This window comes from Trueperella sp. HMSC08B05 (genome assembly GCF_001808405.1).
Classification (GTDB): domain Bacteria; phylum Actinomycetota; class Actinomycetes; order Actinomycetales; family Actinomycetaceae; genus Trueperella; species Trueperella bernardiae.
Genome location: NZ_KV793232.1, coordinates 62515 through 85978, shown reverse-complemented (window position 1 = coordinate 85978; position 23464 = coordinate 62515). Strand labels below are relative to the sequence as shown.

The following is a 23464-nucleotide window of genomic DNA, read 5'->3' as shown; positions in this document are numbered from 1 at the left end:
GGTGAGACGGTCTCCTACTTGTCTACTCGTCAGCGGGTGAGGTCTCGCCGTCCGTGGCCGCCTTAGGCGCCTCGGTTGCCTCGTGCTTCTCAGGCGCGTTGCTCGCCCCAGGCTCCTCGGTCGTCTGGGGTTCTTCGGGCGCGCTACCAGTCATCCGCGCGGCCCGCTCCTTGACGGAGGCCACGTACTCGTCGAGGCGCTCGGCGCGCTTCGCGGTGGCCTCCGAGACGCGCTCGCGCCACTGGCCGGAGACCAGCTCGAGGTTCGCCAGCCGCTCGGTCACGTTCTTGCGCATGACCTTGCCCAGCTGGGAGCGGGGCAGCTCGTCGAAGATGGCGATCGACTTGGGCATGGCGTAGTGGGAGAGCTTGTCCTCCGTCCACGCCCGCACCGCCTCCAGGTCCACCGTGGCCCCGGGCTCGAGCACGAGCGCGGCCACCACGGACTCGGAGAACGTGTCTGTGGGTATGCCCACCACGGCCACGTCCACCACACCCGGCATGTCGCGCACGGCGGACTCCACCTCGGAGGGGTAGACGTTGAAGCCAGAGTTGATGATCATTTCCTTGCGCCGGTCGGCCATGACGAGGAAGCCGTCATCCCAGCGCCCCAGGTCTCCCGTGTACAGCCACCCGTCCTTGAGGGTATTCTCGGTCTCCTCGGGGTTTTTGTAGTAGCCCTGGAAGACCTGCGGCCCGCGCACGGCAAGCTCGCCGATTTCCCCGTCGGCAACCTCCACCGAGCGGTTTTCGGGGTCGACGATCCTCACCTCGGTGGATGGGAAGGGCAGGCCGAGGGTGGAGGGGCGGCGTCGTTCGGTGAGGGGCGAGCCGGCGATGACGGGGGAGGCCTCGGTCATGCCGTAGCCCTCGATCATCAACCCCGACTTTTCCTCCCAACGCCGGGCGAGCTCCGGGTCGAGCGCCATCGCGCCGCACACCGAATACCGGATGGTCGAAAGGTCTGCGACCTTGCCGGCGTCGATTGCGTCGAGCATCTTCGTAAACATGGGCGGCACGCCGCCGAAAAAGGTGAGCGGGTGGCGCTTGTGGGCAGCGAAGAGGATGTCGACGTCGAAGGAGGGAGTCATCACCTGTGTGGCGGCGAGGCCCACGCAGGTGAGCATGGATAGCTGCAGGCCGAACGCGTGGAAGAAGGGCAGCACGGCGCCCACGGTCTCTTCGCCATAGACCAGGTCGGACAGCCACAGTTCGATCTGCTTGGTGTTCGACAGGAGGGAGCGGTGGCTGAGCGCCACGGCCTTCGGGGTGCCCGTGGTGCCGCCCGTCATGAGGAGGGCGGCGACGTCATCGAGCGCGGGGCCCTCCGCCCGGCTGAGGTCGAGCGGGGCGTTGTGCTTGACTTGGTTGTCCCACGAGTGCACCCCGTCCGGCACCCGCCCGCGTAGCTTGTTGCGTTGGGCCTTCGCGGCCTTGAGTGGCATTTTGAGCAGGAACTGGGACTTGGCGGGCAGGGCCTTGGTGAGGTTGACGGCCAGGTAGGTGCGGTCCTTGAAATCGCCGCCTGCCAGCAGTTTTTCCAGTGTCTGCTCCCAGCCGATCACCACGGTCGATCCCACCAGGTCGATCTGGGCGTCGATCTGAGAGGGTGGGGCGAGTGGGTTGTGCTCGGCCACGGTCACCCCGAGGAACTGGGCAGCGTAGAAGGACACGTAGTGCTGGGGGCAGTTGGGCAGGATCACCGAGATGACATCGCCCTTGCGCACGCCGCACATCGTGAGCACCTGGGCGGCCCGGCGCACCTCGTCAAAGACCTCGGCGTAGGTGAACTCGCGAGCGAGGAAGTCGATGGCCACCCGGTCGGGAAAATCGCGCGTGGCGTCGACAAGCAGCTGGTCGATCGTGGTCGAGACAGGCTCGATCGTGGTCGCCACGCCATCGGCGTAGTACGAGTGCGCGAGTGTCATGTGGTCCATAGGGGCTCCTTCCCACTTAGGGATAAGAGTACCGCGTGGAGGCACCCGGAGAGGTGCGCAAGCCTATTCTCGGGTCAGCAGGCGCAGGCGGATGTGGGCCTTGGCCTCCTGCAGACGCTCGAGGATAACCTCCGGGACCTCGGCCGCGGTGTCGGTGACCATGTAGCCGTACTCGCCCTGGGTGGCCAAGGACTGGAAGGTGACGTTGACGCCCTCGTCGGCGAACAGGCGGTTGACGTCTGCCAGGGCGCCTGGCGTGTTCCAGTGGTACCAGGCCACGCGGTGGAGGGATTCGGCGGCGGGGGCCGTGGCGATGTTGGGCGTGTTGACCGACAGTTCGGTGGAGCCCTTGCGCCAGTAGTTGAGGAGCTTGGCGCTAACGAAGCTGCCGATCGACTCTTGGGCCTCGAGGGTGGAGCCGCCGATGTGCGGGGTGAGGATGACGTTGTCGAAGCCGATGAGCACGGAGGAGAACGGGTCACCGTTCTTCAGGGGCTCGCTAGGGAAGACGTCCACTGCGGCGCCGGCCACTTGGCCGGACAGGAGGGCCTCGCGCAGGGCGTCAAGATCCATGACGTGCCCGCGGGCGAGGTTGAGCAGGATGACCCCGTGCTTGAGCTTTGCAAACATCTCCGCGTCGAAGTAGCCCGTGTTGGCGGGGCGGCCATCGATGTGGAGGGAGACGACGTCGGCGGTGGCGAGCAGCTCGTCGAGTGAGACCCGGGTGGCGTTGCCGAGGGCCAGGCGCTCGGCGATGTCGTGGAAGATGACCTTCATGCCCAGGGCCTCGGCCACCACGGACAGTTGGGAACCGATCGAGCCGTAGCCGATGATGCCGAGCGTCTTGCCGCGCACCTCGTGGGCGCCCTCGGCGGTCTTTTGCCACACGCCCTTGTGGAGGGCGGCGTTCTTTTGCGGGATGCGGCGCACGAGTGCAATGAGCTCGCCGATCGCCATCTCCACCACGGAGCGCGTGTTGGAGTAGGGGGCGTTGAAGACGGCCACCCCGTGGTCGGAGGCGGCCTCGAGGTCGATCTGGTTGGTGCCGATGCAGTAGGCGCCGATCGCGGTCAGCTGCGGGCAGGCTTCGATGACGTCGCGGGTGATGTTGGTCTTGGAGCGTATACCAACCATGTCGAAGCCCTGGAGGCGGGCGATGAGTTCGTCGGTGTCCAGGGAGCCGGGTACGCGTTCCACCTCGATCCCGTACTGTCCGAAGACCTCGTTTGCGACCTCGTGTGGGTTTTCAAGAAGCAGGACCCGTGCCACCGTCTACTCTTTCGCTAGAAACCAGTTGGGCGTGGGCCGCGCGTCAGGACGTCGAGTCGCCTGGTGGGGCGAGTCATTGCGACGTACAGGTCACCCGGCCCGTCCGCAAGGATGGCCTCAGGTTCCACCAGCACGACGACGTCGTACTCCAGCCCCTTCGACATCCCCGCGGTCAACACATGTATTCTCGCCGAAATATCGAAACCGTGCCGGTCCAACGTCCAGTCTTTGAGACGCGGGGAGGATTTGAGGAGCTCCCCGGCGCGCTCGTGGTCCGCTTTCGCGACGACGACGCCGATCGACCCGCGCCCAGCGCCGAAGTCGGCGTCGAGCTCGGCGCATGCCTTGGCAACCAGCTCGATCAGCTGGTCATCCCCACCCTTGTGGTAGGCGAGGGAGCCCTCCAAGTCGCGCGCGGCGCGCATGAAGCCCACGGGGTGGCCGTGAGCGCCCATGACTTCGGCGGCCTTGGTGAGGACGGTGGCGGGCGTGCGGTAGGAGATGGTGAGCCTTTCAACCCGGTGGTATTGGGCGAGCGGGCCGAGTGCGCTGGCCCAGCCGCCCTCGGGAGCGCCGGCCGGGCGCTGGTCCAGGTCTCCCACGATCGTCATGGAGCGCGAGGGATTGCGTCGCTCGATCATTCGCCACTGCATGGGGGACAGCTCTTGGGCCTCGTCGATCACCACGTGTCCGTACGTCCACGTGCGGTCGTTCATCGCGCGCTCGGCGAGCGTGACCCCGGAGTCGGAGTCGGAGTCGGCTACCCTTCGCGTCATTATGTCGGAATTGACGATACCGCCGCCGAGGCCCATGGCGGACATGGTGGAGCTGACGTATTCGCCCAGCTGGCGCTCCTCGGCCTCCTTGGCGGTCTTGGCGTGGCGCTCGGTGTCGGAGGCGAAGGCGCCCAGGTGCTCGGACAATTCGTCGAGGATGGGGATGTCGGCCGGGGTTAGGCCGCTGCCGCGTTCGCGGCGTAGGGCGGCGCGCTCGGCCGGGCTCAGCTGCGGGGCCACCCGCTCGAGGAGCTCGGGGAAATGGTAGAGGCGCTCGAGTAGGGTGACCGAGGAGGAGGGCAGCCAGCGAAGGTTGATCTCGCGCCGGGCATCGATCGACTCGGCGACGTCGGAAATGAGCCAGTCCGAGTCCTCCACGGTGGTCTCCAGCGCTGCGGCGAGCTGTTCGGCGAGGGCCGTGACGAGGCGGCGGGCGTAGACCTCGCGCGCCTGGTTGTGTGGCTTGCCCGAGCGGCGGGCGCGACGCTGGGCGTCCTCGACCATGTCCGGGGTGAGCGTGAGCGTCTTGCCGTCCACCTTGAAGGACACGGGCGCGGGAAGCGGCTTTTGCACGATCTGTCGCACCGCCCGTTTGGCGATGTCTGCCCATACCGCCCGGCCCTTGATCTCGGCCACCTCCACCGGCTCGCTCGCCGTGGGGCTGATCCCGGGCAGCAGCTCGTCGATGGTGGTGGACACGACGTCGGACTCGCCGAGCGAGGGCAACACCTGGTCGATGTAGCGCAGGAAGAGCGGGGAGGGGCCGATGATGAGCACACCGGAGCGGGCCAGGCGCTCGCGGTGGGTGTAGAGCAGGTAGGCGGCCCGGTGGAGGGCCACGGCCGTCTTGCCCGTGCCCGGCCCGCCCTGGACGACGAGGACGCCCGCGTCCTCGGAGCGGATCACCCGGTCCTGTTCGGCCTGGATGGTGCCCACGATGTCGCCCATCTTCCCATCGCGCGCCTGGGCCATGGCGGCCATGAGCGCGCCCTCGCCCGTGAGGTTGAGGTCGGAGGAGGTGGCCTTATCGAGCAGCTCGTCCTCCACCCCGGTCACGTCCCGCATACGGGTCTGGATGTGGCGGCGGCGCACCACGGTGCCCGGCTGGGCAGCGGTGGCCTGGTAGAAGGGCTCGGATTGCGGGGCCCGCCAGTCGGTGAGAAGGATGCGCTGGTCCTCGTCGCGCAACGTCATGCGCCCGATGTGGGTCACCGCCCCGTCGTTGTGGTCGAGGCGCCCCATGACGAGGCGGTTCTCCAAGTTGCGCAGGCGCAGCAGGTTGTCCTCGTAGTGCGTGGCGAAGGAGTCGCGCTCGGAGACGGCGCCCGGGGTGCCGCGCCCGCCGGCCGCCCGCACCCGGGTGAGCTGGTCGCGGTAGTACTCGCGCTGGCGGTCGAGCGCCGCGTAAGCGACGTCAACAAACTCCTGCTCCTCGGCAATGGCACGTTCGATGGCGGATGTGTGCAATGGTGACCCCCAAACTTTTTAAGGCTTCAATTATCCTCCTTTTTGCCGGCGGATGCACGTTCGGCCGTGAGCAAAGCCGACGCGCGGAATATTTCACGGCGGCGGACACGTTGTGAGAATGTAGAACGAGGAGGATTGAACGTGGCACATTTCTACACACTTGAGCCGGGCACGGATGACCTGCGTGTCAGCACGCTCGTGCTCAACCTGGTCGACCCGCTGGTAGATGCCGGCAACACGGCCCACGCCATCGACGCGACCATCAAGACCCTCGACGCCGAACGGATCGGCACCTTCGACCCGGACCCGCTGTTTGACTACCGCGCCCAGCGCCCCATCGTCAGCTATTCCGATGGCCACATTGTGGGGATGACCATGCCGGGCATCGAGCTCATGCTCGTCACCGACGTCCACGGCGAATCTTTCCTCTACCTCGGCGGCGCCGAGCCCGATTTCCGGTGGAACGCCCTGGCGGAGGACGTTCTGGAGATCGTGGAGCACTTCGGGGTTCAGACCGTCTACTCCTTCGCCGCGATGCCCGCGCCCGTGCCGCACACTCGCCCGGTGGACATGCTTATTCGCACCACCGAATCGGCGGGGAAGCACCCGGTGGTGGAGGGCTTCGCCGAGCACTTTGCCGAACTATCCGACATCTTCGAGCACGCCGCCGCCCAGCGCTCGGTTCCCGTGATCAACATCCGGGTGCGCGTGCCGTTCTACCTGGTGCGCGGGGAGAGCCCGTTCTTCGCGGGCGCGCTCGCGGCGATCAAGATGCTGGCGGCCCGCGGTGGTCCCACCTTCCCGCTCGGTGACCTGGAGCAGCTGGAGGATTCCCAGCGCGCGGCCATCGAACAGATGCGCACGGAGGGCTCCGAGTTTGACGAGCTCGTCGCTTCACTGGAGAAGGACTACGACTCCTCCGACATCGGCTTCGTCACGAACGAGGAATCGGCGCCCGTCATCCCGTCCTCGGATGAGATCGGCCAGGCCGTGGAGCAGTTCCTCGCCTCGCAGGAGACCTCGCCGCTCGACCGCGTGCACAAGACCAAGACCGAGCGCGGCTTCACCTCGGACCTGCGCCGGATCGGCAAGGGCTTCCGCGTGGGGCTCGGCCGGCGTTCGCGCGACGACGACGATCCTGAGGCACCTAAAGGCGAATAGTTAGCTCTGCGCTGCCTGGGCCTGCGGCGGCCATCCCACATCGGCGTCGTGGAGAAGGGTGGCCCCCACGGCCGACTCCTCCAGGCGCGCCTGGCCCACGACCACCGTGGGTAGCGGCAGGCGACGCACGGCGCGCGAGATGGTCTCGAGCGGGAGCGGCGCCTGGGAGGCGAGCAGGATGACGTTGCCGAAGCGGTGGCCCTTGACGATGGCGGGGTCGGCGATCGCGGCGATGTGAGCGAAGCTGGCCCGCAACGCGCGCACCTCCCGGTAGACCGGGGCCAGGCCCGCCTCGCCGGCGATGTTGAGTGCGTACAGCCCGCCGTCGGCGAGCAGGCGTGCGGCGTGAGCGTGGGCCTCCACGGTGGTGAGGTAGCGGGGGATGCGGCCGGAGGCGAAGGTGTCGCGCACGATGAGGTTCCACGAGCCCTGGTTCGTTTCGAGCGTGACGCGGGCGTCCTCGGCGCGGATGCGCAGGCGCGGCGCGGAGGGCAGGTCGATCCACTCGCGCACCAGCGTGGCGAGCTCGGGGTCGATCTCGATGGCCAGCTGGCGCGAGCCGGGCCGTTCGGCGTCGATCGCCCGTGCCAGCGCGCACCCGGCCCCGCCCAGATGTAGGGCGCGTACGGGGCCCTCGATCATCGCGTCGAGCGCGATTCGGATGTGCTGCATGTACTCGAACTCGAGGTGGGCGGGATCCTTCGGGTCGATCGCGGAGGACTCCACGCCGTCCACGTACAAGGTGAGCAGACCGTCGAGCTCCACGAGATCCACGGTGGACATGGCGGTCTGGACGCGCGTGATTCCTGCATTCGATTTGCGGGCCATGGCCACAGTCTAAACTCAAGAGGAAAGGAAAGGAGGGCACCATGTCCCGGGCACCGCGTTCGCGTAACGCCAAGCGAGACTGGGGGAGTGACGATTCACGCACCCCCATCTTGCACGTGGACATGGATGCCTTCTTCGTCTCCGTGGAGCTGCTGACCAAGCCGGAGCTGGTGGGTAAGCCGGTGGCAGTGGGCGGGCAGGATCGCGGCGTCATCTCCGCCGCCTCATACGAAGCCCGCCGCTACGGGGTGAACTCGGCGATGCCGGTGGCCCGCGCGAAACGCCTGTGCCCGAACCTCATCATCCTGCCCCACTCGAAGGGCCTGTACGGCGAAGTCTCGGCCCGCATCATGGCGATCTTCCACGAGTTCACCCCGCGGGTCGAGCCGCTGTCGGTGGACGAGGCCTTCCTCGACGTGGCCGGCGCCCGGAAGATCTTCGGCTCGCCGGTGGCCATCGCCACCGAGATCCGTCGCCGCATCTACGCCCAAGAGCACCTCACCGCCTCCATCGGGGTTGCCGCCACCAAGCACGTGGCCAAAATCGCCTCGGCCCAGGCCAAACCCGACGGCCTCCTCCTCATTCCCTACGACCAAACCGTGCCTTTCCTCCACGGCCTGCCTGTCGGCGCGCTGTGGGGCGTGGGAGACAAGACCCGCGAAAAGCTCGACCGCAAGGGCATCTACACCGTGGCCGACCTCGCCGCCCTCGGCGAGCACCGCCTGCGCGGCCTGCTCGGGGAGGCGGCCGGCTCCCAGCTCTACACGCTCGCGATGGGCCACGATCCGCGCGCCGTCACCCCGCACCGCAAGGAAAAGTCGATCAGCCGCGAGCAGACCTACTTCGAACCCCTCACTGCGCGCGCCGAGGGAGAGCGGGCCCTGCTCGAGCTGTCCCACGACGTCGCCCGCAAGCTCCGCGCCGCCGGCTTCGTATCTTGGACGATCGGGATCAAGCTGCGCTCCGCGGCGGACTTTTCCACGATCTCCCGCACGGTCACCCTCGGGGCTCCCACCGCGCTCGCCGCTGAGATCTTCGACGCCGCGCGCCGCCTCTTCGACTCGGCTGGCGTGCCTGATGGCGGGATCCGTCTGCTCGGGGTGCGGGCCGAGAACCTCGCGGGGATCGAGGAGGGGATCCAGCTTTCGATCGGCGACGACGGCCGGCGCGGGCGGGCCGAGGCGGCGATGGACCAGGTCCGCTCCCGGTTTGGGGCCGGGGTGCTCGGGCCGGCGTCGTTGGTGGAACGGGCCGGAGAGGGCGGCGGTTATCCGCGCGGCGAAAGCGCCGAGCGTCCGGGTCAGGGCATTTGATAGAATGTGCGGACCGACCAAGGGAGAAACCATGGCTCTTTCCGACTACGAACGCAGGATGCTCGAGCAGCTCGAGGCGCAGTTGACCGACGACGATCCGCATCTCGCGCAATCCTTGAAGTCCGAGGAAAGGGGCGCGGTTCAGACCAGCTTCTCGCCCAAGCACCTGGTGATTGGCCTCATCGTGGCCGTGCTGGGCCTGCTCGTGGTGCTCGGTGGCGTGGCGAGCGAAGTGGTGATCGTGGGCGTGGCGGGCGTGGTCGTCGTGTTCGGTGGCCTGTGGTACCTGTCGGCGGGGATGACGAAGGTCAGCGCGCCGGCGGCGCCGCGCAAGCAGGCTGGCCAGTCGGACTTCATGGAGAGGCAGCGCGAGCAGTGGCGTAAGCGTCAGGAAGGCTAGCCCTCCACTTTCCACCACATGCGGCTTCGGCCGCATTTTCTTTGCCCGCGCTCGCCCGAAATATGTGAGTTGTCGGATATTGGGCCCGCCCGCGGGCCTGTCCGCCGGCCCGTTGTGAGAAAATCCCTCCACCCGATCTTTCATTGATAATTCCGGAAAAGATCGTGAAATTGGCGCGTCTAATGCTTGCCAGGGGAGCAAAGTGGGGTAAAGTGGTGGCAACGGGAAAAAAGGGGGTGTAGATGTTCCTTGGCACGTACGAACCACGTTTGGACGACAAGGGTCGTCTGATCCTCCCTGCGAAGTTTCGTGACCAGCTTCAGGGCGGCCTCGTGATGACGCGCGGGCAGGAGCACTGCCTGTACATCTTTCCCATGTCGGAGTTCGAAAGCATTCTGGACAACCTGCGCCAGGCGCCCATGACCTCGAAGGATGCACGCACCTACACCCGCGTCTTCCTCTCCGGGGCCAACGATCAGATTCCTGACAAGCAGGGCCGGGTCACCATCCCGGCCTCGCTGCGTCAATACGCCGACCTCGGCCGTGAGGTAGCCGTGATCGGATCTGGTACGCGCGTCGAGGTGTGGGACCTGGCCAAGTGGAATTCGTACCTCGAATCGAACGAATCCGAGTTTGCGGATCGGGAGGACGAGCTCATCCCCGGGCTCTTCTAACGGCCGGTCCTCCACCGGTGTCCTGCGGCAATTCCCCAGCTTCAGGCCAGCGGTGGAGGGCCACAACAAGAAAGGAGCGGCCGTGGCAGACGCTTCGAACAACGCACTGCACGTGCCGGTCCTTGCCCGCACCTGCCTTGATCTGCTGGCGCCCGCGCTGGAGAGCGGCGTACTCATCGACTGTACGCTCGGCATGGGCGGGCACTCCGAGGCGTTCCTCACCGATTTCCCGAACATCCGCGTGGTCGGCATCGACCGCGACCCGGCGGCCATCCGGCTCGCCTCCGAGCGCCTAGCGCGTTTCGGCGAGCGCTTCACCGCCGTGCACACCACGTACGACGACGTCGACCAGGTCGCCGCCCGCTTCGGCGAGGGCGGGAAGGTCGAGGCGATCCTCATGGACCTGGGCGTGTCCTCCCTCCAGCTGGACGAGGAGGAGCGCGGGTTTTCCTACGCCGCTGACGCCCCGCTCGACATGCGGATGGACACCACCAGCCCGCGCACGGCCGCCGACATCCTGGCAACCGAACCCAAGGCCGAGATCGCGCGGATCCTGCGCGTGTACGGCGAGGAGAAGTTCGCCGGCCGGATCTCGGAGGCGGTGGTTCGTCGTCGTGACAAGGAGCCGCTGACCCGCACGGGCGAGCTGGTGGAGATTGTGCGCGAGTCGATCCCGGCCCCGGCACGACGCACGGGCGGCAACCCCGCCAAGCGCACTTTCCAGGCCCTGCGGATCGCCGTCAATGGCGAGCTCGATTCGTTGCGACTGGCCGTGCCCCGCGCGATCGAGTCGCTCAAGGTGGGCGGGCGGCTCGCGGTGGAGTCCTACCAGTCACTGGAGGACCGCATCGTCAAGGACGCCTTCGCCGCGGGTACCAGGTCCACCACCCCGGCCGGCCTTCCGCTCGAACTTGAGGGCCATGGACCCTATCTCAAGGCGCTCACCCGTGGTGCGATCAAAGCCACCGAGGCGGAGATCGCCGCCAACCCCCGAAGTGCCTCCGTGCGCCTGCGCGCCGTGGAGCGCATCGCACCCACCCCATCCCACCTGTCCAACCCCGACCACCGGAGAGATCACCTATGAGCATCGCTGTCGATCGCCAGCGCGCATGGAACGCGCCCACCTCCCGTCCCGTTATCGAGATGCCGGGGCTGTCTGTGGTGCCCACTCCCGCGCCCGCGCGCGGCTTCTGGGGGGCGGTGCTCATGTGTGCGCTGCTGCTCATCGGCTCTTTCAGCGTCGCATTTCACCTCAACACGCGGATGGTGCAGGGTGCATACGAGATCAAAAACATTAGTGTGGAACTGAATGAAGCCGCGGCGCGCGAGGCGACCTTGAAGAAGGACGTCATCGCCGTTGCGACTCCGCAACAGCTACGTGCGCGCGCGGAGGGACTCGGCCTGGTTCCCGCCACTAACGCGCTGCACGTCGACCTTGAAACCGGGGTGATCACCGCTCCGGCCCAGGACTAGGGGATGAGATGGCACAAGACCAATCGGTTGCTTCGGCGATTCGCGCCGGCATCCGGCGAGGTCTGGGAACCGGGAAGGGGCCCGATACCGCTGCGCGGAAGACGACCAACCGCCGGATGCGGGCAACCGCTCTGGTGGTCATGGTCCTCGCCGCGATCCTGGGGCTTCGCCTCTTCTATCTCCAGGTGATCCAGGCGGGCGCGCTGTCGGAAACCGCGCGCGAATTCCGCTGGCGTACCTACCCCCTCGAAGCCAAGCGCGGCGACATCGTGGACGCCAATGGCGCCGTGCTCGCCACCTCCGTTGAGCGCTACAACGTGCGCGCCGACCAGACCGAGATCGCCGAGTTCGTCACGCGCGACGACGACGGCAACGTCACAGGGTCGGGCGCGGCGGCCGCGGCCAAGATCCTCGCGCCCCTGCTCGACGCCGACCCGGCCGAGCTGGGCGGCCTGTTGCTGGGCGGGGAGAAGAAGTCGAAGTGGCAGCTCATCGCCTCTGACATCTCCCCGGACGAGTGGCGGGAGATTAACGCGCTCGGCATCCGCGGGATCTACCCCGAGCGCTTCATGCAGCGCCAGTACCCGGGCGGTACCACGGCCGGCACGATCCTGGGCTACCTGGGTGAGACCGAAGAATCGAGCAACCCGATCGGGCGGGCCGGCATCGAGCAGCAGTATGACGACCTGCTCTCCGGCACCGAGGGAATGATCCAATACGAGGTGGCGGCCGGCGGCGCCGTCTTCCCCAACTCCGAGCGCCGCGAGACCCCCGCCGTCGACGGCGGCTCGGTCCACCTCACGATCGACGCCGACCTGCAAAAGGCCACCGAGGACGCCCTCAACGAGGTGGTGACAGGCCAGAGCGCTGAGTGGGGCGCCGCCGTCGTCATCGAAGTGGGCACCGGGAGAGTGCTGGCCCTGGCCGATTCGCGATCGCCGGACCCGGCGAACCTGTCTGCCTCCGATCCGAAAGACTGGAACTCGCGGGCGGTCTCGGCGGTGGTCGAGCCCGGATCCACCGGCAAGCTGGTGACGTACTCTGCCGCGATCAACGAGGGCACGGTCACCCCGCTCGACATGTTCACGGTGGCGAGCCGGCTGGAGATGCCGAACGGTGAGGTCATCAAGGACAACGACGAGCACCCCACCGAGCGCCTCACGGTGGCCGGCACGCTGGCGAAGTCCTACAACACGGGCCTGGTCCAGATCGGCGACACGATCGAGGACTCGGTGCGCTACCAGTACATGATGGACTTCGGCCTCGGCGCGCGCACCGGCATCGAGCTGCCGGGCGAGAGCTCCGGCGTCGTCTACCCGTATGAAAACTGGGCCGGACGCACCCACTACACCACGATGTTTGGCCAGGCGTGGAGCGCCACCACGCTCCAGCTGGGCCAGATGATGAGCGTCATTGCCAATAAGGGCGTCTACATCCCGTTGCATCTGGTGGATGGTGTGGAAAGCGTGGACGGTGATTACACGCCCACGGCGGTCGGCGAATCGCGCCAGGTCATCACCGAGCAGTCCGCCCACACGATGCTCGAGATGATGCAGGCGGTCACCGACCCGCACTCCACCGGCTGGCGGGCGCGCGTGGAGGGCTACAACGTGGCGGGCAAGACGGGCACGGCGCAGGTGCCGGATGCTTCGGGCGCGCTCACCAAGCGAGCCGGAACGTTCGTGGGGACGATCCCGGCCGAGGACCCGAAGATCATCTTCGCCTCCATCATCTACAACGCCGCGGGCGCGGGCTACGGTGGCGACACCGGCGCGGCCGTCTTCAGCGGCACCGCCGAGTTCGCCATGCGCCAGATGAAGGTGGCCCCGTCCCAGGTGCCGCTCGTGCGCCTGCCGTGGACCGAGGCGGAACTGATCGAATCCCAGCAGTCGCAGCAGTAGGGAAAAATGATGCCTCCATCGCTCACTGAGCTCGCCGACCTCGCCGAGCTTTTGCACATCGCCCCCGCGGTCGGATCGGTCACGGGGGTGTGCGCCGACAACCGCCAGGTCCGCCCGGGTGACCTCTTCGTGGCAGTCCGTGGCGCCACTGTGCACGCCGCCCGCTTTGCGCGCGCCGCTGTCGATGCGGGTGCCGCCGCGGTGCTCACCGACGCCGAGGGCGCGGAGATTGCGGGCGACGTCGGTGTGCCCGTGCTCGTTGTGGCCGACCCGGCGCGCGTGGCCGGGCTCGTGGCCTCCTTCTGCTTCGGCCGCCCGGACGAGCGGCTCACCACCTTCGCCGTGACCGGCACGAACGGCAAGACCTCCACGGCCTACATGATCGAGGACGCGCTCGCCCGCCTGGGCCGCACCACCGGCCTCATCGGCACGGTCGAGGTGCGGATCGCGGGGGAGGCGATGCCGGCGCAGCTGACCACGCCCCAGCCGGTGGACCTCCAACGCATGCTGGCCGACCTCGTGGCCCGTGGGGGCACCGACCTCGTCATGGAGACCTCCTCCCACGCCCTCGCCCAGGGCCGCACGAACCCCATCCGCTTCGACGTGGCGGGCTTTACGAACCTCACCCAGGACCACCTCGACTACCACAAGACTTTCGAGGAGTACTTCCAGGCCAAGGCGCTGCTCTTCGACGAGGAGCACTCGGCGCGCGGCGTCATCATGGTCGACGACGAGTGGGGGCGCCGGCTCTTTCGCGAGGTATCGGGGCGCAGGCCGGGCGCGGTTGTCTCCCTCTCCGTTCGGGGTAACGACGCCGACTGGCAGGGCACCTCGGCGTTCGAGACGGGCGTGCAGACGATCAGCCTGACCGGCCCGCTCGGAAGCTTGGAGACGCTCACCCGCTTGCCTGGCGACTTTAACGTGGCCAACGCCGCGCTGGCCGCCGTCATGGTGATGGAATCGGGGGTGGCCCCGCAGGAACTGGCGGCAGCCCTCGGCGAGCGCGGGATCAGCCCGGCGATCCCGGGTCGCATGGAGCTGGTGGGGGAGCGTCCCTACACCGTGGTGGACTTCGCGCACAACACCGACGCCCTGGTCAAGGCGATGACGTCGCTGCGCGCCGCGCGTGGCGGGCGCCTCGTCGTCGTGACGGGATCGGCGGGTGATCGGGATCGGGGCAAGCGCCCGATGATGGCTGCTGCCGTGGCCGAGCACGCCGACTACCTGATTATCACCGACGACGACCCGCACACCGAGGACCCGGCTCGAATCCGGGCTGAGATGATCGAGGGGATTCCGGCGGGCTTTGACTACGCCGAGATCGGCGACCGTGAGCGGGCCATCACCTCGGCGATCATGGGCGCGGGGGAGGATGACACTATCCTTATTGCAGGGCGCGGGCACGAGACGGTTCAGGACGTCGCGGGCCGCGCCATCGACATCGATGACCGCGTGGTGGCACGCACGGCGCTGAGGCTCAGGGAGGGCGAATGATTCCGATCTCGATCGAACAGGCGGCGGCGGACGCCGGTGGCCGCATCGAGGCGCCGGCCACCGGCGAGGTGGTGGCGGTTGTCTCCGACACGCGTCAGATCCGCGGCGGGGAGCTTTTCGTGGCGATCGCAGGCGAGCGCGTGGACGGCTCCACGCTGGCGGGCCAGGCCATTGAGGCCGGGGCCAGCGCCGTCATGACCGCCGGCCGCGAGGTGGCCCTCGCCTCCGGGGCGCCGGCCAATCGCCTCATCGTGGTCGACGACGTGCTCGCGGCCCTCGGCCGTCTGGCCCGCGAAAGCCTGCGTCGGGCGCGCGAGGCGAACCCGCGCCTGCAGGTGGTGGCTGTGACCGGCTCGGTGGGCAAGACCACCACGAAAGACCTACTCGCCGCGTTGCTGGCGATCCGCGGGCCGATCATCGCCCCGCCCGGCTCCTTCAATAACGAGCTCGGCCTGCCGCTCACCGTCCTGCGCGCCGGCGCCGATACCGCCACCCTCGTCCTCGAGATGGGCGCCGACCACATGGGCAACATCGACTACCTGACCTCGATCGCGCCGCCCGACGTGGGCGTGGTCCTCATCGTGGCCCGCGCGCACCTGGGCCACTTCGGTGGGATCGAGAACGTGGCCAAGGCCAAGTCGGAGATGGTGACAGGCGTGCGCGAGGGCGGCACCGTCATCCTCAATGCCCTTGACGAGCGAGTGCGGGCCATGGCCAAGCTCACCGATCGCGACCTGCTCTTCTTCGGCGACCCGGCCCTTCCCGGCGTTCATGCCGAGGACGTGAGCGTTAACGACGCCGGTCGGGCCACCTTCGTGCTCGTCACCTCCACCGGCCGTGCGCCGGTGACGTTGGCGCTCGTGGGCGAGCACCACGTGTCCAACGCACTGGCCGCCGCAACCGTGGCCGACTACTACGGGATTGGCGTGGAGGAGGTCGCGCGCGTGCTGAGCGAGACGGGCGCGGCTAGCCCGCACCGCATGTCTGTCTCCGAGCGCGGCGGCATCCTCATCATCGACGATTCGTACAATGCCAACCCCGATTCCATGCGGGCCGGGCTCGACGCCCTCGAGCGGCTTGGGGAGGGCCGGCGCAAGGTCGCAATCCTTGGCGCCATGCTCGAGCTCGGTGCGGACGCGGATGCCGAGCACGAGGCGATCGGGCACTATGCCGCCGCCCGCGGGGTCGACGTCGTGATCGGCGTCGGCGAAGAAACACGGCCCCTGACGCACGCCGCGGCCGCGGCCGGGCTCGCCACACAGACCGCCTCATCTGAAACAGCGCTCGACGTGGCTACCACGATCCTGGCCAAAGGTGACGTAGTCTTGCTAAAAGGTTCGAACGGTTCGGGCGTGTGGCGCGTGGCTGACGCGCTGGTGAGAGAGGACTAAATGCTCGCAATTCTCATCTCGGTGGCGGCATCGCTGCTCGTGGCGCTGCTCGGCACGCCGGTGCTTGTGCGTTTCTTGCGGAAACGCTCCTATGGCCAGTTCATCCGCGAGGACGGACCGACCACGCACCTCGTTAAGCGTGGTACGCCCACGATGGGCGGCATCGTCATCATCTTCGCCACAATCGTTGGCTACACGATGGCGAACATCGCCACCGGGCGCGGCCCGAACGCCTCGGGCGTCTTGCTGCTCGGCCTCATGGTGGGCATGGGCCTCATTGGCTTCTTCGACGATTTTGCCAAGATCCGCAACGAACGCTCGCTCGGCCTGACCCCGATCGCGAAGATCATCGGGCAGGCGGTGGTGGGCATTTCGTTCGCCGCGGCAGTGTTGCAGTTCCGCAACGATTACAACCGCACGCCCGGAAGCACCCGGATCTCTTTCGTGCGCGACACGAACATTAATCTTGCCCACTTCGGGATCGTGGTGGGTCTGATCCTCTTTATCATCTGGGCCAACTTCCTCATCACGGCCTGGTCGAACGCGGTCAACCTCACCGACGGCCTGGACGGCCTTGCCTCTGGCGCATCCGCGATCGCGTTCGCCGGGTACGCCTTCGTCACGATCTGGCAGTCCTACCAGACGTGCTCGTCAGTGGTGAACCCCGCTCCGGGCTGCTACGACGTGCGCGACCCGCGCGACCTGGCGATCGTGGCCGCCGCGATTGTGGGCGCGTGCCTGGGCTTCCTGTGGCACAACACCTCCCCGGCCGCGATCTTCATGGGGGACACCGGTTCGCTCGCGCTCGGCGGCGCGTTCGCCGGGCTCACCATCCTCACCCGCACCGAGATCCTCGGCGTCATGCTGGGCGGCCTGTTCGTCATCATCGTCATGTCGGACGTCATCCAGATCGGTGTGTTTAAGGCCACGGGCAAGCGCGTGTTCCGGATGGCGCCGCTGCACCACCACTTCGAGCTCAAGGGCTGGAAGGAAGTGACGATCGTGGTGCGCTTCTGGCTCATCCAGGCTCTCATGGCGGCCGCCGGTATTGGCCTGTTCTACGCAGAATGGTTGGCGCGGCAATGACGCGTTCGATTCCCGGCGCGGCGCAGTTTTCCTCCATGCGCGTGGCGGTGCTCGGCCTGGGGATTTCCGGCCGGGCCTCCCTTGACGCGCTCGCGCGGCACACGCAGGCCGTGCTGTCGGCGTGGGACGCGAATCCGTCGGCCCGCGAACCCTACGCCCACCTGGACGGTGGCTCGGAGGCGGATCCGGCCGCCCTGCTTGAGGCGCTGCTCTCCTGGGGCCCGGACCTAGTGATTATCGCCCCGGGCTTCCGGCAGGTCGGCCCCGAGTGGCAGGCGCTACGCGCAGCCGGCGTGCCCGTGTGGTCCGAGATCGAGCTTGCCTGGCACCTGCGTGCCGCGCACGACGGTGTCTTCGCGCCTTGGCTCTGCATCACCGGCACAAACGGCAAGACGACCACCGTGACCATGACCGAGGCAATCCTCCGAGCGGGCGGGCGCCGGGCGCTCGCCGTCGGAAACGTCGGCACCCCGGCCGTGACGGCCGTGAGCGAGACGAGTGAGGACGCGCCGGAGGTCTTCGCCTTCGAGCTGTCCTCCTTCCAGCTGGCCGCCACCTACTCAATGGAGCCGGCCGCGGCCGTGTGCCTCAACATCGCCGACGACCACCTCGAGTGGCACGGCACTTTCGCCGACTACCGGGATGCGAAGGCCCGGATTTACACCAACACGCACGCGGCGTGCCTCTACCCGGTGGGGGATGAGACGGTGCAGGCGATGGTGGATGGCGCCGATGTAGTGGAGGGAGCCCGTGCGATCGGGCTGTCGATGGGAGTGCCGTCCGTGGGCCAGCTGGGTTTCGTGGACGAGCACGCCGTGGACCGCGCCTTCATTCCCCGCCGCCACACGCACGCCGAGGTGCTTTTCGATGTTGCCGACATCGCTCACCTCGCCCCCGAGGGCACGGCGTTGCCCGTGCACATCGCCAAGGACGCACTGGCCGCCGCGGCACTCGCGCGCGCGGTCGGGGTGGAGCCGGAGGCGGTGCGCCAGGGGCTACGAGAGTTCACGGGCGGCCACCACCGCATCGAGACCGTGGCCCACGTGGGCGGCGTGCGCTACGTCGATGACTCGAAGGCCACCAACGCCCATGCCGCCGAGGCCTCCCTGCGCGCGCTCGAAAACGCCGTGTGGATCGTGGGCGGGCTGGCCAAGGGTGCCCGCTTCGAGGCGCTCGTGGCGAAGGTGGCCGCGAACCTGCGCGCCGTCGTCGTGATCGGGCGTGATCAGGAGCCGTGGCGCTCGGCGCTTGCCGGCCTCGAGGTACCGGTCCACTACGTGGCCGAGGATGCTGACGCGCCGATGGATGACGCGGTCGGGGCGGCCACCGACCTTGCCCAGCCGGGCGACACGGTCATTTTGGCGCCGGCCTGCGCCTCCCAGGATCAGTTCGCCTCCTACGCCGAGCGCGGGGAGAAGTTCGCTGCGGCGGCGGCGAGGCTGGGCGGTGACGATGACGAGCATTGATAGTCCGGCGCTCTCGGAGCGCGAGCTCACCCGCCGCGATGACATTCAGCGGGCGCTCGTGGTGGTCGTCGCTTCCACGTTCCTCCTCACGATCTTTGGCGTGGTCATGGTGTATTCGGCCACGGCCCCTAGCTCGATCCGGGCGGTGGACGCCAACCCGGACCTCACGCTATTTTCTGTGGCGACCCGCCAGGCGCTCACCACCCTCATCGGGATCGTGGGCCTCATCGTCATGGCGCTCATCCCGTACCAGGTGACCAGGCGCTTCGTGCACCTCTTCCTTGCCATCGGTTGCCTGCTCCAGATTGGCGTGCTCGCCCAGGGTGGGGGCGTGGCCGGCAACAACAACTGGCTTTCGCTCGGCCCGATCACGGTCCAGCCCTCGGAGTTCATCAAGCTCGCGCTCGTTTTGTGGCTCGCCCACATGCTCGCCCGCCTTCAGCTGAAGGAAGTCGAGGACCTGCGCACGCTGTGGATCCCAGCCCTCGGCTTCCTCGTGGCGGTGGGCCTGGTGCTCGCTGGCGGAGACGTGGGAACGGGCCTCATCTATATTCTCATCGCCGGCGGCCTGTTCTTCCTCGCGGGCCTGCGGCTCAAGCATTTGGGGATCGTGGCGTTCTTCGGCGGCTTGGGCGTGGGTGCCATGGTGGCGGCCAACCCCTCGCGTCTGCGCCGCATCGGCGAGTTCGTCTCTGACCTGTTTACCCTGCCCGACACCCACCTGCCCAAGCAGTCCGACTTCGCCCAGTTCGCCTTCGGCACGGGCGGGCTGACGGGCGCCGGGATCGGCGCGGGCAAGGAGAAGTGGCGCGACCTGTCCGAGGCCCACACCGACTTCATCTTCGCGGTCATCGGCGAGGAGCTTGGCCTGCTCGGCACGGTGACCGTCATCGTCCTCTTCCTCGCGCTTGGCTGGAGCCTGGTGGAGATCTGCCGCAAGCACCCCAACAGGTACGCCCAGCTCATGACCGCGGGTGCGGCGCTGTGGCTGTGCGGGCAGGCGCTGGCCAACATGTACGTGGTCACCGGCCTCGCTCCCGTGTTCGGCGTGCCGCTGCCCTTCATCTCCATGGGCGGATCGTCCATGCTCGCCACGCTGGCGATGGTGGGGTGCGTCATGTCCGCCGCACTGGCCGTGCCGGGGGTTCGGGAGAGCTGGCGGGTTCGCGGTAGGCTTGTGCAACGAATCCGGACCGTAGTGAGGAGCAATCGATAATGGCAATCATACTTGCGGGAGGGGGAACGGCCGGCCACGTCAACCCTCTGTTGGCCACGGCCAACGCCATTACGGAGGAATACCCGGGCACGCAGGTAGTGGCCGTGGGCACTGCCGCCGGACTTGAGAGCACCCTGGTTCCTGCGGCCGACGTTCGGCTAGAGACCATCCCGCGGGTGCCGTTGCCGCGCAAGCCCTCCCTGGATGTGGTGCGCTTTCCCATGATTTTCCGTGGTGCGATCGCGGCGGCGGGGGAGATCCTTGAGCGCCACGACGCCGAGGTGGTCATTGGTTTCGGTGGCTACGTGTCCACCCCGGTCTACCTCGCGGCACGCAAGCGCAAGATCCCGGTGATTGTGCATGAGGGCAACGCCCGCCCGGGCATGGCGAACAAGCTTGGAGCGCGCTTCGCGGCCACGGTGGCCCTCACTTTCCCCTCCACTCCGCTGCGCGCTGCGAAGGGCATCACGGTGAGCGTGGGCCTTCCCCTCAAGCGTGCGATCGAGCAGCTCTCGGCGCGCCCGGGTGGGAGGAAGAGCCTGCGTGAGGAGGCCGCCGCGCGCTTCGGGCTCGACCCGGCGTCGCCGATCATGCTGGTCACGGGCGGTTCGTCCGGTGCCCTCCACATGAACGAGGTGTTCGCCCAGGCCGCCGCCGACATCCGGGCCGCCGGTGTCCAGGTCCTCCACATCACGGGCAAGGACAAGGACGACGCCGTCCGCGCGGCCGCGCCCGACCCGGGCTACGTTGTTCTCGACTACCTGTCCGACATGGAGAGCGCCTACGCGGTGGCGGACCTGGCGGTCTCCCGTTCGGGGGCGGGCATGGTGGCGGAGCTGTCTGCGCTCGGCATCCCGGCCGTTTTCGTGCCGCTGTCGGTGGGCAATGGCGAGCAGGCGCTCAACGCGCGCGACGTGGTGAGCGCCGGGGGAGCGATTCTCATCGAAAACAAGGCGCTGACGGCCGAGAAGGTGCGCTCCGCGATCCTTCCCCTCTTCGAGGGCGATCAGCTGGAGACGATGGCCGAGCGCTCCAAGGGCGTCTCGCCGCTAAACGCGGCCAGCCGCCTGGCCAGTATCGCGATGCGCCTGGCGGAGGAGCGATGATGTACCACCTCATTGGAGCGGGCGGCGCGGGCATGAGCGTTGTGGGTGAGCTGTTGCTCGAGCGCGGCGAGGCCGTCACAGGCTCTGACCGGCAGGATTCGGCGAACTTGCAGCGGTTGAAGGCTGCGGGCGCCACGGTTTTTGTGGGCCATGACGCGGCGCACGTGGATCCGGCTGCCACCGTGGTGGTCTCCACCGCGATCAAGGCCGACAACCCCGAGCTGATGGTTGCCACCGAACGCGGCCAGGAGATCATCCACCGCAGCCAGGCCCTCGCCATCGCGGCGGCGGACAAAGACTTCGTGGCGGTGGCCGGGGCACACGGGAAGACGACGACGTCGGGTATGCTCGCGGTCGCTCTCGCATCCCTGGGGCGCGATCCCTCCCGCGCGATCGGGGGACGCCTGGCCGGCGGTGCCTCCGGCGCGCACCTGGGCACGGGCAAGATGTTCATTGCGGAGGCTGACGAATCGGACGGCTCCTTCCTCAATTACCGCCCGCGCGTGGCGCTGGTGACGAACGTGGAGCCTGACCACCTCGACCACTACGGTTCGAAGGAGGCCTTCTTCGAGGCCTTCGTGGAGTTTGCCCGCCGGATCGAGTTTGGCGGCCTGATCGTGTGCTGTGCGGACAGTGAGGACGCGCTTGAGCTGGGGGAGCGTGCGCGCTCCGAGGGGATCCGCGTGTGGACATACGGGCGCGGGGACGGGCTGGAGAACCACGCCCGGATCGAGGACACGGGCGATGGGGCACGCGTGAGCTTCCGCGGCAAGCCGATCGACCTGGCGCTGTCCGTTCCGGGCCAGCACAACGTTTTGAACGCCACCGGCGCGTTGCTGGTGGGCATCGAGCTGGGCGAGGATCCGGCGCAGATGGCCGCGGCCCTTGCTACCTTCCACGGCACCGGGCGGCGCTTCGAGCTGCGCGGCGAGGTCGCGAGCCGGCGCGTCATCGATGACTACGCCCACCACCCCACGGAGGTGCGCGCCACGCTCGAGACTGCTCGCCAGCAGAGCGCCGCGGGCGTGCGGGTGCTCTTCCAGCCCCACCTGTACTCGCGCACGCAGATCTTCGCCACGCAGTTTGCCGAGGCGCTCGCGCTGGCGGACTCGGTGGTCCTCACCTCGGTGTACGCCGCGCGCGAGGTGCCGGAGGATGGCGCGGAGTCGAATGTCATCGCCGACCAGCTGCCGGGTGCGGAGCTGGTGCCTGATCGCGTTGAGGCCGCGCGCCGGATTGCCGAGCTGTCGGCGCCTGGAGACATCATCATCACGATGGGCGCCGGCGACGTGACCGAGCTAGCCGACGTCGTACTCGAGGCGCTATGAGGGCTCCCCGGCAACCGAAGAAGCCGCGCAAGCTCACCGGTCCCACCGATCGTGACGGCGGGGGTGAGCTGCGCCGGCCGCGTCCGAGCGCTGAGGACTACATCCCCACGGCACCGATGGTGCCGCTCGACGACGAGTGGGACGCCGACGAGTGGGAGGCCGAGGATTGGGCGAGCGGCGACTGGGACAGCGCGGAGGCGGGGGACTCCGCCGCCTCTGAGGATCCCGAGGCTGAAGACCTCGAGCCCGTGGAGATGCGGCGGGAGCGAGGCCGTGCGGAGGACCCCGGCGCGCTCGCGCGCCCCGGGGCGTTCAGCCGCCTCATGCAGTCGGCCCGGGCAGCCGGGGGTGAGCTTCGCGGCCGTCTGGCGTCGAGGCGCGCGGACGAGGGGGAGCTGGATGCCCGGCGCGTGGAGCGCAAGCGTGAGGCGCGGCGGGTGCGCCTGCGGCGGGCTGGGCTCGGCGCAGGCGTCGTCGGCCTTCTCGCCCTGCTCGCCTGGATCGTGCTCGCCTCCCCGCTCCTGCGCTACCAGTACTCAACAGACCAGATCTCGGGATACGCAGAAACCTCGATCGTCAACCGAACGCAGCTCGAACAGCTCGTGGCTGCACACGACGGTCAGAACCTCGTACTTCTCGACGCCGAGGCCCTCGCCGGAGATATCCGGGACATCCCGGAGGTCGCCTCGGCCACGGTGACCAAGGACTACCGCCACGCGCTGAGCATCGAGATCACCGAGTCGGTGCCGGTGGCATGCCTGGGCCCGAAGGATTCGTGTAGCGCCGTGACGGCGGACGGGACGAAGCTCACGGTGCCGCCCGAGGTTGCGGCCGGACTGCCGCGCATCGGGGCGAGCGACGGGCTGGACCCGGCCGAGGCCATCTCGGTCGGGCTCGAGGTCTTGAGCGCGCTCGATCAGGCCGTGCTCGCGCAGGTGACCGAGGTGTCGGTGGCCAAGGGCAACCTGGTTACGCTCAACCTTACCGAGGGGCGCCAGGTCTACTGGGGTAGCCTCGAGCGCGGGGAGTTCAAGGCCCAGGTGCTGGCCGTTCTGCTCACCCAGCAGGCGAGCTTCTTCGACGTGTCCGTGCCGGACGCGCCTGTGAGCCGATGAATCTCGCAACACACCGGCGAGGTCATTGAATTTGCCTTCCGAGATCTCTACCTTTTTCGCGAGG

The 23464-nt window shown here is 68.0% G+C and carries 19 protein-coding genes; 15 read left to right on the top strand and 4 right to left on the bottom strand.

Features of this window, described 5'->3' with window-relative positions:
• Positions 1–22 precede the first annotated feature (22 nt).
• From HMPREF3167_RS02820 to HMPREF3167_RS02810, 3 genes are all read right to left on the bottom strand, one after another.
• On the bottom strand, positions 23–1936 hold the full coding sequence (locus tag HMPREF3167_RS02820; RefSeq protein WP_070445398.1) for an AMP-binding protein: 1914 nt from the start codon (positions 1934–1936) through the stop codon (positions 23–25).
• A 63-nt stretch (positions 1937–1999) separates the two neighbouring features.
• Positions 2000–3205, bottom strand: a complete 1206-nt coding sequence (serA, locus tag HMPREF3167_RS02815) for a phosphoglycerate dehydrogenase (protein WP_062612153.1) — start codon at positions 3203–3205, stop codon at positions 2000–2002.
• A 14-nt stretch (positions 3206–3219) separates the two neighbouring features.
• Complete coding sequence (locus HMPREF3167_RS02810) at positions 3220–5448, bottom strand: HelD family protein (protein ID WP_070445395.1); 2229 nt, start codon at positions 5446–5448, stop codon at positions 3220–3222.
• 141 nt (positions 5449–5589) lie between these two features.
• Here HMPREF3167_RS02810 and HMPREF3167_RS02805 point away from each other — a divergent pair, with 141 nt between their 5' ends.
• Positions 5590–6609 (top strand): PAC2 family protein, encoded by a 1020-nt coding sequence (locus HMPREF3167_RS02805; RefSeq protein ID WP_070445393.1) that lies wholly within the window; start codon positions 5590–5592, stop codon positions 6607–6609.
• Here the strand turns inward: HMPREF3167_RS02805 and HMPREF3167_RS02800 are convergent, their stop codons facing one another.
• A complete protein-coding gene (locus HMPREF3167_RS02800; RefSeq protein WP_068538398.1) occupies positions 6610–7437 on the bottom strand; it encodes a spermidine synthase in 828 nt (275 codons plus the stop codon).
• A gap of 41 nt (positions 7438–7478) precedes the next feature.
• Between HMPREF3167_RS02800 and dinB the strand changes: the two genes are divergently transcribed.
• The 14 genes from dinB to HMPREF3167_RS02730 all read left to right on the top strand — a co-directional run bounded on the left by dinB (position 7479) and on the right by HMPREF3167_RS02730 (position 23400).
• The gene (dinB, locus tag HMPREF3167_RS02795; protein WP_070445391.1) at positions 7479–8750 is read left to right on the top strand and encodes a DNA polymerase IV; all 1272 of its coding nucleotides are present in this window, start codon (positions 7479–7481) and stop codon (positions 8748–8750) included.
• Positions 8751–8781: 31 nt separating this feature from the next.
• Entirely contained in the window at positions 8782–9150 is a 369-nt protein-coding gene (locus tag HMPREF3167_RS02790; protein WP_062612163.1) for a DUF3040 domain-containing protein, read from the top strand.
• Between the two features lie 242 nt (positions 9151–9392).
• Positions 9393–9824 carry a division/cell wall cluster transcriptional repressor MraZ gene (gene mraZ, locus HMPREF3167_RS02785; protein ID WP_062612165.1) on the top strand — a complete coding sequence of 144 codons (432 nt, stop codon included), beginning with the start codon at positions 9393–9395 and terminating at the stop codon, positions 9822–9824.
• Between the two features lie 82 nt (positions 9825–9906).
• The gene (gene rsmH, locus HMPREF3167_RS02780) at positions 9907–10908 is read left to right on the top strand and encodes a 16S rRNA (cytosine(1402)-N(4))-methyltransferase RsmH (RefSeq protein WP_148132375.1); all 1002 of its coding nucleotides are present in this window, start codon (positions 9907–9909) and stop codon (positions 10906–10908) included.
• Positions 10905–11297, top strand: a complete 393-nt coding sequence (locus HMPREF3167_RS02775; protein WP_062612169.1) for a cell division protein FtsL — start codon at positions 10905–10907, stop codon at positions 11295–11297. The genes rsmH and HMPREF3167_RS02775 overlap by 4 nt, the downstream gene beginning before the upstream one ends.
• A gap of 8 nt (positions 11298–11305) precedes the next feature.
• On the top strand, positions 11306–13198 hold the full coding sequence (locus HMPREF3167_RS02770; RefSeq protein ID WP_070445387.1) for a peptidoglycan D,D-transpeptidase FtsI family protein: 1893 nt from the start codon (positions 11306–11308) through the stop codon (positions 13196–13198).
• A gap of 6 nt (positions 13199–13204) precedes the next feature.
• Positions 13205–14692: a UDP-N-acetylmuramoyl-L-alanyl-D-glutamate--2,6-diaminopimelate ligase gene (locus HMPREF3167_RS02765; protein WP_070445384.1), complete on the top strand. Its 1488-nt coding sequence runs from the start codon at positions 13205–13207 to the stop codon at positions 14690–14692.
• A complete protein-coding gene (gene murF / locus HMPREF3167_RS02760) occupies positions 14689–16083 on the top strand; it encodes a UDP-N-acetylmuramoyl-tripeptide--D-alanyl-D-alanine ligase (protein WP_070445381.1) in 1395 nt (464 codons plus the stop codon). The genes HMPREF3167_RS02765 and murF overlap by 4 nt, the downstream gene beginning before the upstream one ends.
• The gene (gene mraY / locus HMPREF3167_RS02755; protein WP_062612175.1) at positions 16084–17169 is read left to right on the top strand and encodes a phospho-N-acetylmuramoyl-pentapeptide-transferase; all 1086 of its coding nucleotides are present in this window, start codon (positions 16084–16086) and stop codon (positions 17167–17169) included.
• The gene (murD, locus tag HMPREF3167_RS02750) at positions 17166–18635 is read left to right on the top strand and encodes a UDP-N-acetylmuramoyl-L-alanine--D-glutamate ligase (protein WP_210382942.1); all 1470 of its coding nucleotides are present in this window, start codon (positions 17166–17168) and stop codon (positions 18633–18635) included. The genes mraY and murD overlap by 4 nt, the downstream gene beginning before the upstream one ends.
• Entirely contained in the window at positions 18622–19851 is a 1230-nt protein-coding gene (locus HMPREF3167_RS02745; RefSeq protein ID WP_062612179.1) for an FtsW/RodA/SpoVE family cell cycle protein, read from the top strand. The genes murD and HMPREF3167_RS02745 overlap by 14 nt, the downstream gene beginning before the upstream one ends.
• Complete coding sequence (murG, locus tag HMPREF3167_RS02740) at positions 19851–20957, top strand: undecaprenyldiphospho-muramoylpentapeptide beta-N-acetylglucosaminyltransferase (RefSeq protein WP_148132373.1); 1107 nt, start codon at positions 19851–19853, stop codon at positions 20955–20957. Before HMPREF3167_RS02745 ends, murG begins: the two co-directional genes overlap by 1 nt.
• Entirely contained in the window at positions 20954–22285 is a 1332-nt protein-coding gene (gene murC, locus HMPREF3167_RS02735) for a UDP-N-acetylmuramate--L-alanine ligase (RefSeq protein WP_070445376.1), read from the top strand. Before murG ends, murC begins: the two co-directional genes overlap by 4 nt.
• On the top strand, positions 22282–23400 hold the full coding sequence (locus HMPREF3167_RS02730) for a cell division protein FtsQ/DivIB (protein WP_070445373.1): 1119 nt from the start codon (positions 22282–22284) through the stop codon (positions 23398–23400). The genes murC and HMPREF3167_RS02730 overlap by 4 nt, the downstream gene beginning before the upstream one ends.
• The last annotated feature ends 64 nt before the right edge of the window (positions 23401–23464 follow it).